Origin of the sequence: Bacillus sp. MMSF_3353, assembly GCF_030733445.1 — a bacterium.
GTDB classification, from domain to species: Bacteria; Bacillota; Bacilli; order Bacillales; family Bacillaceae_G; genus Bacillus_A; species Bacillus_A wiedmannii.
Genome location: NZ_JASHJA010000005.1, coordinates 239621 through 252520 on the forward strand (window position 1 = coordinate 239621; position 12900 = coordinate 252520).

The 12900-nt window shown below is 34.0% G+C and carries 8 protein-coding genes; all 8 read left to right on the forward strand.

Annotated features, from left to right (window positions below; genetic code table 11):
* Positions 1-92: 92 nt before the first annotated feature.
* The 8 genes from RBB48_RS14715 to RBB48_RS14750 all read left to right on the forward strand — a co-directional run bounded on the left by RBB48_RS14715 (position 93) and on the right by RBB48_RS14750 (position 12875).
* A complete protein-coding gene (locus RBB48_RS14715) occupies positions 93-857 on the forward strand; it encodes a vWA domain-containing protein (RefSeq protein ID WP_044792564.1) in 765 nt (254 codons plus the stop codon).
* Positions 858-871: 14 nt separating this feature from the next.
* Entirely contained in the window at positions 872-1642 is a 771-nt protein-coding gene (locus RBB48_RS14720; protein WP_306007801.1) for a PP2C family serine/threonine-protein phosphatase, read from the forward strand.
* Between the two features lie 29 nt (positions 1643-1671).
* Entirely contained in the window at positions 1672-2034 is a 363-nt protein-coding gene (locus tag RBB48_RS14725) for an EsaB/YukD family protein (protein WP_000391141.1), read from the forward strand.
* A gap of 31 nt (positions 2035-2065) precedes the next feature.
* Entirely contained in the window at positions 2066-6073 is a 4008-nt protein-coding gene (essC, locus tag RBB48_RS14730) for a type VII secretion protein EssC (RefSeq protein WP_306007802.1), read from the forward strand.
* Between the two features lie 127 nt (positions 6074-6200).
* Positions 6201-6473 carry a WXG100 family type VII secretion target gene (locus RBB48_RS14735; protein ID WP_000136048.1) on the forward strand — a complete coding sequence of 91 codons (273 nt, stop codon included), beginning with the start codon at positions 6201-6203 and terminating at the stop codon, positions 6471-6473.
* 83 nt (positions 6474-6556) lie between these two features.
* Positions 6557-9232 carry a tetratricopeptide repeat protein gene (locus tag RBB48_RS14740; protein WP_306007803.1) on the forward strand — a complete coding sequence of 892 codons (2676 nt, stop codon included), beginning with the start codon at positions 6557-6559 and terminating at the stop codon, positions 9230-9232.
* A 23-nt stretch (positions 9233-9255) separates the two neighbouring features.
* Positions 9256-11955, forward strand: a complete 2700-nt coding sequence (locus tag RBB48_RS14745; RefSeq protein WP_306007804.1) for a hypothetical protein — start codon at positions 9256-9258, stop codon at positions 11953-11955.
* 164 nt (positions 11956-12119) lie between these two features.
* Entirely contained in the window at positions 12120-12875 is a 756-nt protein-coding gene (locus RBB48_RS14750) for a DUF975 family protein (protein WP_306007805.1), read from the forward strand.
* Positions 12876-12900: the final 25 nt, after the last annotated feature.

A 12900-nucleotide genomic window follows, 5' to 3' on the forward strand; every position in this document is an offset into this window, starting at 1 on the left:
TATAATGAATTGAGAAAAAGAAAATTCATAAGTTATAATGAAATATGAATATAAAAAAAGTTCATATAATAATGTATGGAAGGGTATGAAACATGTTATATCAAACTCAAGCAACACAACAAACACCAGCTTATATAATTTATCTTCTTGATGTAAGCGCATCAATGAACCAAATGATGGATGCAGGCGGAGAAGAAAAAAGAAGAATTGATATTGTAACGGATGCTCTTTCTTTAGCGATTCGCCAAATGGTATTTCGTTCAACAAAAGGTAGTCGCTTGCTTCCAAGGTATAAGTTATCTATTTTAGCCTATAGCGATCATGTTTTTGATTTATTGGGTGGTGTGAAAACAATAGACGAGGTAGCAAGACTGCGTCCATTAGAAAAAATTCAAACGCATCGTTTAACTGATACAGCAAAAGCTTTCTCTGTAGTGGAGAAGTTATTGCAAAAGGAATTACCAAATTTACAAGATGGACCAGCTCCTGTTGTTTGTCATATGACAGATGGGGCATCAACTGGTGAAGATCCAGAATTAATTGTACGAAGAATTATGAATATGTCTGTACCTGATGGAAACGTACTAATTGAAAATATTTTTATTTCAGATGAAATTATGCAAGAACAAATTTCTAATATAAAGAAGTGGGAAGGGATTATGCCAAATACAGAGATTACAGATGAATATGGTGCAAAGTTGCAAAGACTTTCATCGCCTATACCTCAAAGCTATCGTGAGATGATGACGGAACATGGGTTTCATATTGCAGATGGTGCTGTGATGATGTTTCCTGGGACAAATGCGGACTTAGTATCACTTGGATTTCAAATGTCTGCTGCAACGCCGGTTCGATAGGAGGGGGGAGTAAGGTGAAATATACCCTATCGCAAAAGGAAGAAACGGTATTGCAAGAAAAGGAAACGAAACATTTTACTTATAGATATAGTTATGTAAGAGCAAAAGAAACGCAGGATTTAAACGAGAGTGGACAAGACTTTCTAGTATTTCTAGATAATGGAACTAGTTTCGTATTTGCCTTATGTGATGGTGTAGGGCTATCTTTTCATGGTGAAATTGCTGCGGAATTTCTTGGTATGAAGTTAGTAAACTTGTTTGATACATGTCAAGAAAGTGGACTGGATATTGCTACATTATTAAATGAACAGTTAAATAATTGGATAGAAGAAGCTTCAGAGAAAGTGAGTGCATTTCGATTGCCAGAAGAAACACCGTGGTTACTACGCGATGTTTTGGAAGAAAAGCGAAAAAAAGGTAGTGAAGCGATGTTTACTGGCGGGAAAATAGAACTCATTCCAAATCAAGATAAAGTACAAATAACGATAGTTACACATGGCGATTCATTTGTACAATTGTTTCAAGATAAGGAGAATTGTTCGAATGTAATGAAGTTTAAGAGAAATATAAAGAAAAGATGGTCTACACAGCGAGGCATTATTGGTGGGGAATTGGCGGTTTTTTCAAAGGTATTATCTAGACAAGAAGCTAATCGGATAGTTATTCACTCAGACGGACTTTTGCCACTTAAGCAGTATAACTTTGAGGAAGTGTTAAAAGAAATTGAGAGGGCACAGAACTCTCCGACAAGCGATGATATTTCATTTTTAGATGTTTCTTGGTAACAAACATGATGGAAAAAAGGTGAATAAGCGTGGAAGAGATTATTGTGACATACATAAAACAGTCAAATGAAGAAATTGATATTGCAATTCCAAATGACGTAAAAGTGGTGCAAATTATTGAAGCGATTTTACATCATGAAAAAATAGATGAAGCATTAAGCGGAATCTATGAAATTAGAGTAGCAAAAGATAAAGAAGAGTGGCATTCTATTCGAAATGATGAAACGTTGCGCGATAATGATGTGTGGGATGGACAATATGTAATGCTACATAAAAAAGGAGCAATTATCCCTTCTTTTGAAATGATGCCAGCAGAAGAAGTTTATAATGAACCTGTTAAACAAGATATGTCTTCTAGTGAAGAAGATTATGTATGGAAAATCATTGAGTAATAGTTTTGGGATGGGGAAGGAGAAATGTTTTGTGCAAAAATCACCGTATTTTCAACGCTCTCCGCGTGTGAAAGTAGATATACCAACAGGGGATGTTATTATTCATGATCCACCGAACATACCGGAGGAGCCGAAGTTTTCAATTGAAACAATGTTACTGCCTGCAATGATGACAGTTTTAACATTGGTATTATATTTTGTAATGATGAAATTTATGAAGATGAATGCAAGTTATATGCCATTAATGATGGTTTCAAGTATTCCGATGTTGGGATCATATATAATTACAACGATGGGGCATTTCCGTAAAAAGAAAGAACATCGTCAAATGGTTGAACAATTACAAACAAGATATTTAGAGCAAATTCAAAAGCATCGAGTGGAATTAGATACATTAAAGGTTGAACAAGCAAAATATTTAATTACACAAAATCCAAGCCCATTAAAAAGTGTACAAAGAATTGAAAATCGGGAAAGTAATTTATGGGAGAGAACACCTGAAAGTCCAGACTTTTTAGATATTCGTATTGGTACAGGAGAAAGACCATTTCTTGTAGAATTGAAGGTGCCTGAACAGAAAGGTTATGAAGAAAATCCATTAGTTACAGAAGCGCAAAATGTGAAAAGGGATTTCAATACGATACCAAATGGACACATTTCCATTTCTTTGAAAAAAAACGATGTAATTGGTGTAGTTGGAAATAAAGAAGATAGACTAAACTTTATTCGAATTGTAACGACGCAAATTATGACGCATCATGCACCAAATGAAGTGAAAATAGCTGCATTTTATCATGAGAAAGAGAAAAAGCAGTGGGATTGGATGAGGTGGCTTCCTCACGTATGGGATGAACAGAGAAGTATGCGCTTTTTATCTGAAAATCAACAAGATGCACAGAAACTAGCTGAAGTACTATTTACCCCACTTAACATGCGTAGAATCTATAATTCTTCTGCGCAAGCGGATGCAAAAGTTCCTTTAATTCCGATGTATGTTTTTTTCTTATCAGCGAGAGAATTTTTAGAAGATGATCCTTTAACTCCAATGTTACTTAGAGAAGGTGAAAGCGTAGGAGCTTCTACATTTATTTTTGCGGAACAAAAGGAACGGTTACCGATGGAATGTGATCTTGTAATAAGTTTAAATGGAGAAGATGGTGAGTTAGTAGAAACGTTTTCAAGTTCAGCTGAAAATAGTGGGACAACGCGTGCTAGTTTTAAAGTAGATCGACTTTCATTCGAACGATGTGAACTAGGAGCGCGAAGCATTGCTCCAATTCGAATGAAAAGTTCTACAGCAGCCAACATTCCGAAAGTATTAACATTTTTAGACTTGTTTCAAGCTAAAAACATGGAAGAATTACAAGTGCTAGAGAGATGGAAAGAAAATCGATATCCGACTTCATTACCGGTTCCAATTGGTGTAAGAGAAGGAAGTAAACCTGTTTTTCTAAATATTCACGATAAAATAGAGAAAAAAGGGCATGGTCCGCACGGTCTAATGGCTGGTACAACTGGATCCGGAAAAAGTGAAGTGATTCAGTCTATAATAGCGGCGTTAGCGGCAACCTATCATCCTCATGAGATGGCATTTATGCTTATCGACTATAAAGGTGGTGGAATGTCAAATACATTTGCGGGATTACCGCACATTATTGCATCTATTACGAACTTAGAAGATCCAAATTTAATTGAGCGTGCCAGAATTTCATTAAAAGCAGAATTAGAGCGTCGACAAAAATTATTCATTCAGGCTGGAAATGTTCAGCATTTAGATGAATATTATGAAACAAGCTGGCGTGAAAAAGAACCTTTACCACATTTATTTATTGTTATTGATGAGTTTGCTCAAATGAAAAAGGAACAACCAGAATTTATGGACGAGCTAATTAGTGTCGCTGCAATAGGAAGGACATTAGGAGTTCATTTATTATTAGCAACTCAAAAACCTTCGGGGGTTGTAAATGACAAGATTTGGAGTAACTCGCGTTTTCGAATTTGTTTACGTGTCCAAGATGATGCGGATAGTCGTGAAATGTTAAAGATTCCAGATGCCTCTAAAATCAATGTACCAGGACGAGGGTATCTCCAAGTTGGTAGCAATGAAGTATTGGAATTATTCCAATCAGCATGGAGCGGAGCACCTTATAATCCAGATGAAGAGAAAGTTCTTGATATTGTTGATTTTACAGAAGTTAAGCTCTCGGGTGAAAGAATAAAAGTGAAAAAGCGTCCAAAACCAATGACAAATAGTCCAAAACAACTACAAGCTTTTATTCAATATGTACAGAGCGTATCAGAAAAAGAAAATATTAAAGCATTACCAGGACCTTGGCTGGATCCATTACCGGAAAAATTATTGTTAAAAGAATTTTATGCTATGGAAGATTGGACAATTGCTGAGTGGAATAAATCAAAAGAATATTTACAAGTAACAGTAGGATTAATTGATGATGTTGCAAATCAAGCGCAATTTCCGCTGAAGTTAGATTTACAAGAAGGACATTTAAATATTTATGGTATGCCAGGAACAGGAAAAACAACGATGTTACAAACAATTATTATGTCCCTAGCAGTATCTCATACACCAGAAGAAGTGAATTTTTATATTATTGATTTTGGTCGTATGTTCTTAGATTTTAGAGATTTACCTCATGTAGGCGGGGTTGTACAAGAGGACGAAAATGAAAAAATGAAACGTCTATTCGGATTTTTAAAGAAGGAAATCACGCATAGAAAAGAGAGTTTTTCTAATATCGGTGCAAAGTCATTCTCTATGTATAATCGAATGGTTGGAAAGAAAATTCCTGCTATCGTTGTAATGGTAGATGGTTATATAAGATTTAAAAATGAATTCGAAAAAGAGAATGAAGTATTAGAAATATTATTACGCGAATCAAGCACATATGGCGTGTACTTCTATTTCTCACTTAATCAAACAATTGATATGTTTGATCGTGTTCGTAATAATATACCGATGGCAATTACATTTGAATTGCAAGATAGAGCTGAATATCCTAGTTTAGTTGGTAGACCGAATTTCCCGTTAATTGAAGTTCCTACTGGCCGTGGGTTAATGAAAGGTCAACCACCGGAATTGTTCCAAGCAGCACTACCGTTTATAGGTGAAAGTGAATTAGAATACTCACAGCAATTAAAAACGATTATTCAAAAAATGGGCAGTGAATGGAATGGTGAAAAAGCAAAAGAGATTCCAATGGTTCCTAAAGAAATATTTGTAGAAGATTTAGTTGAGCAATTAGAACCAACTCAAATTTCTGCAGGAGTTGAAACAGACGATATCCTTTTGCAAAATTTTTCATTGGACGAAATGAATCATATATTTATCGGTGGAAGAATAGAAGGTGGAAAAACATCATTATTACAAACACTTCTTTTTACTACTACATACCAATACTCTCCAGAAAAGGTTGAGCTATACTTAGTAGACCTTGGTGAAAGACCTACTGGCATATTAGCTCTTGGAGATTTACCTCATGTGAAGAAGAAAGTTACAGATGATATGCAATTAAAAGAAATGTTAGATGAATTGTTAGAGCTAATAAATAATAGAGAAGCAGTAGTACCTTCTATAGATCCAAACGTAACAGTGGAGTTTCCATATAAGAAAATAATCATTGCAATTGATGATATTGATCAAATGTTAACTGTATTATCTATTGATTATGAGGCGAAAAATAAAATGGAACTAATAGTTCAAAATTGTAAAAATAAAGGGATTCATTTTTTAACGGCGGCTACAACATCTAGTGTAAATAACTTTTCACATGAAAAATGGTTTGCGGAAATTAGAAAGAGAAGTATTGGTTATTTATTAGGAACGACTCACAATAACGATGTATATTTCTTTAATATGAAACTTCCACATGCTGAAATCGATCAAGAATTATTAAGTGGGGATGGATATTGCATACGTAGAAAGCCAATAAAAATAAAATGTGCATATACACCGTTACATTTACTGCGCACGATGACAGACAAAATTAGTGTGAAATGGTCTGAATTAAAAGTGAAATAATATTAAAATAGGGTTAAATTACTATAAAATAGAATTTTTTTGCAATTTAACTCTTTTAAAATTGTATGAATATAGTTTATAATCTAATTGTTGTATCATTTATGATTTGAAAGGGGAAATTAATAAAATGACAGAAATTAAAATTAGACCAGAAGACCTTGAAAGAATTTCTAATAACTTTAATAACGCAGCTGCGGAAGCGCAAAGTCAAGTTAATAGACTTGAAGGCGATATTAAAAGTTTAGATGGTCAATGGGCTGGGTCAACACAAGCGAAATTCAGAGGGGAATTTGAAAATTCTAAACAAAAAATGCAACAATACATTCCTATTTTAGAAGGAATTTCGAGAGATCTAAAACGTATTGCTGAGAAATTCCGTAGTACAGATAATACATACTAAGAATAGAACAATTGCAAAAGATCAGGAGCTATTGTTCCTGGTCTTTTTTTTGAAAAATTGTTATACGAGAGTAAGGGGATAAAATGGGATTCCGACCAGAAGTAGGAGAAAAAATTAATCTTAATAAAGATGTTTATCGTTTTGAGAAACACCCAGCTGTAATTGGTATTGAGATGCCCTATGGTCAAGAGGGAAGACAAGGAACAGTTTATCAATTACAACAGGAAAATGGTGTAGAACGAATTGCATTAAAAGTTTTTAAGGAACGCTATCGTGAGGAAAAACATCAACTAGCATTTTTGAAACCACTTTCTTCCTTAGTGGGTCTGAAAGTATGTTCGCGCTATATCGTTACTAAAGAAGAACATACATCTGCTATCGAAAAATCAGAAGATCTTGCTAATAGTATTGTAATGCCTTGGATTGAAGGTCCAACTTGGGCTGATATTTTACAAGAACAACGAGTGTTATCAAAAGAACAATGTTTCTTTATTGCAGAAGCATTTCTTACAACACTTAAAATGATGGAGGAAAATGAAGTTGCTCATAATGATTTATCGTCTAGCAACGTACTCGTACCTTTCTTAAGTGAAAATGCAATTGAAGGTCAACACTATATCGAACTTGTTGATGTTGAGCAAATGTATGGCCCAAAAACGAAAAGACCTTCGTTATTGCCAGCAGGTTCAGCGGGTTACGCACCAATGTATTTAAAAAGTGGAGTATGGCAAAAAGAAGCCGATCGATTTGCAGGCGCTATTTTATTGGGAGAAATATTAAGTTGGTGTAGTGAAGAAGTTCGAAATAAAAAATGGACGGATGCAAGCTACTTTAAAACGGAAGAAATGCAGACAGAATGTGGAAGGTATACGTTACTTCAGCAAGTATTACATAATCAATGGAACGGGGAAATTGCAAAATTATTTAAGCAGGCATGGAGTAGTAATTCTTTCGCAGAATGCCCAAGCTTTGCACAGTGGTACGATGTATTTAATAGCGCGAGAGAAAGAATAAAAATTGATGCGGAAAGGCAGTCAGCAGAAGAACACTCTCTTTTTGTATCAAAATGTTTGGAAATTGCAAGATTATTAGAAGAGAGAGGATTTAAACAAGCGGCATTATATGAATATAAAATAATTTTCAATTCACTCAATCCATCAACAGCTCTGCAAAAAGAACTCGCATATATCATTCAAACTATGGAGAGTCAAGAGCCTGAAATAAATAATAAAATGGTCCTACAACATTATTTGGAATTAGCTACTGAATTGGAACGAGAAAACAATGCAGCATTTGCTTGTTTCGTCTATTCACGAATCGTACAATTTCCAAACATTGATCAGGCGTTAAAACAGGAAATTGAAAGCATTATTAAAGAGATAGAAGAAGAGCAAGGAACACAGTCGCAGCAAGAAGTAGCAGCTACAATTACAGTGCTAAATAGCATTCTACAGAGCCGAAAACAAACGAAAAAACAAGTGGAATATGATATAGATGATGAGATTTTAAATGCAAAAGCATCCAATCAACCACTTACAGTAGCGCATGAACAAAGTGAACCGTCACCTTTTTCAAAATGGTGGAAAAAGAATAAAAAACGGATTTTGATTATTGGCTCAACTGCAGTTGTTGTAATAGGTGGTTCGACGTTGTTTTATTTCTACACAACAAATGCTAAATATCAAAAGTTTATGGAACAAGCACGACAAGCTTATGATGATAAAAAATATACAAAAGCAGAAGAAGCTGTTGGACAGGCAATTGCTGTGAAGGGGAAAGACGAGGCATATCTCCAATTAGCAACGATTTACGTTGCTGAAGGAAAAAATAAAATTGCAATTGATTATATTACAAAACTAATAAAAGATAGAGAAATAGATAAAGAAAATAATGAAGCTGCTTATTTATTAGCTTCAGCGAATTTCCGCATTGGAAAATATCAAGAAGCAGTGCAAAATTTTGAACAAGCGTTAGCGAATAATGCAAAAGGAATTGAACCATACAAAAAAGATGCGATGCGAGATTTAGCTGTAAGTCATATGAAAATGAAAGAATTTGAAAAGGCAGAAGATGTTATTGTCAAAATGAGTACGAAAACAAATGAAGATAAAGCAATTGTTTCGTATTTAAAAGGTCAATTATCAACCGCAACGGTACAGTTAGATAAAGCAGAATCTTTCTTTAAAGAAGCTATTATGCAAGATTCAAAGAATGCCATATATACAATTGAACTTTCAAATTTATATGTGCTTTGGAATAAAACAAATCTAATTGATAGTGCGAAGAAAGAAATGAATTATCAACAAGCATCTCACATTTTACAAGTAGCGATTCAAAAAGATATGAAAAATATTGAGTTGTTAAATCAACTAGGAATTGTGTATTACGAAGCGGGTCAATTTTATGAAACGCGAGATGGTGCAAAGAGTACTGCTGCATATCAGCAAGCGTTAGAAGCTTACAATAGAGTTGTCAGTAGTGGAACACGCGACATAAATACGCTTGTAAATATAGGGATTTTATACGATAAAGTGGGACAAGGGAATGAAGCAGAGAAGCTTTTCACAGAAGCGTACTCACAAAACGATGAAAATCCACATGTGAATTTTGCATTCGGGATGTTTAAAATTAAACAGAAAAAATACGAGGAAGCAAGTCGTTTCTTAAGAAAAACAGTGCAAGCAAATGAAAATGAATCCGAAGTAAGAGCTGCGCAAGAAAAACTAACAGAAATGAAAACAAACGGTTGGATTCAATAAAGATAGGAAAAGGGGAAAAGGACATGGAGGAAAACAATAATAACTTAGGGAAAAAGGTCGCTATATCCGTAATGTCGGTAGCATTACTAGGAACATCAGGATATCTTGTGTATGACAAAGGCTTTAAGACAGCAGGAAAAGAACAAGTAAAACTAGCTAGTAATACAGAAGAGAAAAAAGATGATCGTATTACAGGGGGCGATTTACAGTCTATGTTCCCAAATTTAGTCGCTGATCCTGCAAAAAAAGATGAAAAACCAGGTGAAAAACCAACTATTAATTTAGCAGACTTAATTGGAAATAATAAATCACCAATTACACCAGTAACGTATAAACCAGATGAAGTATCGGTGGAAAAGAAAGATCCACAAATCAAATTATCGGATGCACCAACTCCACAAAAACTAGATTTACCAACTAATATGGTTGGACCTGTGGCAGAGCCAAGTAAAAATAATGATAATGCTCAATTACCTATCTCTACTGTAGAACCGCCAAAAACTAATACCGGAACAGGAGGAACTGAAACAGGAGGAACTGAAACAGGAGGAACTGAAACAGGAGGAACTGGAACAGGAGGAACTGAAACAGAAAAACCAAAACCAGAACCAGAACCAGAACCAGAACCAGAACCAGAACCAGAACCAGAACCAACATACCCAACAATTACAATATCACCAAAAACGGGCGATATTTTAGTTGAGTGGTACGCTGGAAATGGACAATACTACTCATCTGTCTTCTTTAATGATTTTTATACGAATCAAAAAGAACCGAAGCAAAATGCATTAAATAATTTAACGAATTATGACAGCAAAAAGGAAGACTGGACGCTTGTTAGCCAATTAAATACACCATCAAAATCGAAATCGATAGCTGAACACAAGCTAGCATTAGATAATTTAGAACAAATTCGCTCAAGTGGTGAATATTCAAATGAGAGAGTATTATTCTATTTACGTAATCAAATCAATGTGCTAAATGAATCGGTTACCACACAAGAAGAGTTACAAAATTATTTAAGTGAAAATAAGAAAGATTACATTAAATCTGTAACAGAAAAAGTTTATCAGACAGCAATAGAAGAAAAAAGAGAGTGGTCAAATACAGGGGATGTAGCATCTTTAGAACAAGCATTAAGTAAATTTTATTTAGTTACATCAGTATTTGAAAGTGTAGATCCTACATTAGTAGAAAAAGCGAATCAAGATGTAGAAGATATTTTCAACGAGCTACTACAAGAAGAATTAAAGAACCTTAATATCCAAACATCAGTAGTGATGTCTACAGCTGAAACAAAAGAAAAAGCAAGCCAAGTAAAAGAAGATACTAGCAGTAATGAAGGAAAAGCAGTGAAAGAAGTTACTAGCAGTAATGAAGGAAAAGTAGTTAAAGAAGAAAATGTAAGTGAAAATGAGGCAACAGCTACATCAAGTGAGAAAAATCTAAAAGATTCAATAACTGAAGGTGCCACAGATAACGATAAAACAAATAATGTAGATTCAAGTAATCAAAAAGAAAAAGTGAAATCTGACCCAGTGAAAGAAGCAATTGCTCAGATTGATGTATATTTAAATCCAGCGAATCCACATTATGAAAATGCTTTACTATTAACAAATCAGTATATTGACGGGGCAACAGGCGAACAAAAAGAAAAGTTAGAAAAGCAATTTGTTGGGGCTGTAGAGGGGCTTCGTGGACAAATAAAAGATCCTAATTTTACAGTGGAAGATGCTATAAAGAAAGCAAATTTATTAGCAAATACGGCAAGAGTAGAAAAATCTGTTCAAGACGAATCTCATAAGTTATTAATGCCGCTAATGTTTGAAAGAAAAGCAAACGAAGCTGCAAATAATGGAGAATACTATACAGCGGTATTAAATATTGCAAATGCAATTCGTACAAAACACCCATTGGAACGTTCAAGAGAAGAAATGGTTAACTATGCGAACAAATTATGGGCAGATACAGAAAATGAATGGGATAAAATGAATGGAACGACAGGATGGCAAAGTGAAGTAGGAAAAACAGTATTACCATCATACACATTACTTGCACAGTTAAAAGATATTGATAAAACGATTGGTCAAATTAGCGGTATGAATATGATTGATAATGCATCAAGAAAAATGGAGGGAATTCAACTTGTACAATTAGCAAGTGATGAAGCAAATAAAAAAGAGCAAACGAGCCTTTATAATGCTTTACATTATTATGGTCAAGCAGCTTCCCGTGGTGTGGTTGACAAAGCAGGATTTTCTAATGTTGCTAGTCTTGTAATTAAAGAAGCAAAACAGTTAGAAAAAACGCAATATAAATCAGCGTTAAACAACTATCAAATTTTATATAAAACACCAGGTATTGAAGAATTAGGAATTAAAGAGGGGGTAAAAGCGGCAATTGAGTATTTGAGTACATTTGAAGCTGCAAAGGCAAGCGGGAATAAAGATACGATTGAAGATTTAGCTTCAGCAATTGAATTAACTTATCGTTCTATGGAATTAGGATATCCAGAAGCAGATGCAAAAGAATGGATGAATACGGTAGCTCTAAAAATGTTTAATAAAGGTGCAGGATATATGTCCGCAACTGACACGAATAATGCATATAAATGTTTTGAATTTTTAAGTCGTGATAAATATGCAAGTGCTATTAATGGAGAAATAACGAAACAAGCAAAAGTGGAGGTAGATAAAATTAAATCTATGAACGTTAAAAAATAATTAGATTTAACATTCGCCATCTTACCTTGAGTAAGATGGCGAAATTATTTCGTATAAGGAGTAAATATTAATGAGTTTAGTAGAATTTTAAATTTTACTAAACTCATTAATTATTCATTAAAGCCACACTATGCATAATAAAGAATTTGAAAGGTGGAAAAAAGATGATTAGCAATTTAAAAAGGGAAGCATTAGCCTCATTGAAAGGCCGATGGGGATTAGGGGTAGGTTCAACGTTTCTTAATTATCTCATTCCCGTAGCAAGTATGTATATCATTGGTATAGTAGTATTTCTAATTTTTGGTTTGTTTATAGATGTTATAGGACCTGAGAACTTTGTATATCATTCATATGGCGAACCTCAAATTAATTTTGGATTAATTTTATCTCAAATTATTGTATGGGTTATTATTTCTATTCTTTATATTGTTGTACAGAGTGTTATGAGTTACGGCTATTATACAATCACATTAGGTTTAGCGAAAAATGAATCTACCACAATAGGTGATCTGTTTACGGGTTTCAATTCAAAGAATATATTTAGAGCTATGAAACTAGGTATCTTACAAACAATATTTATTAGCTTATGGAGTCTTTTGTTCATAGTTCCAGGTATTATTAAATTTTTCTCTTATTCTATGGCTTACTACATTATGTTAGAGGATCCAGAATGTACAGCAAGTGAGGCAATTAAAAAAAGTAAAATGATGATGAAAGGACATAAGTTAGATTTATTTATCACTTGGCTAAGTTTCATTGGATGGTTTATTTTAGGTTCATTGGTGGGAATATTTACCCTAAATCTCCCATATCTTTGGATTTCGCCATATTATACTACTACAGTATCGCATTTCTACCTAAATCTAGTAAATAGAACTAATAATACAAATGAAGTACCAGTAATCAATATTCAAAAATAACGGATTTAACATTCGCCATCTTACT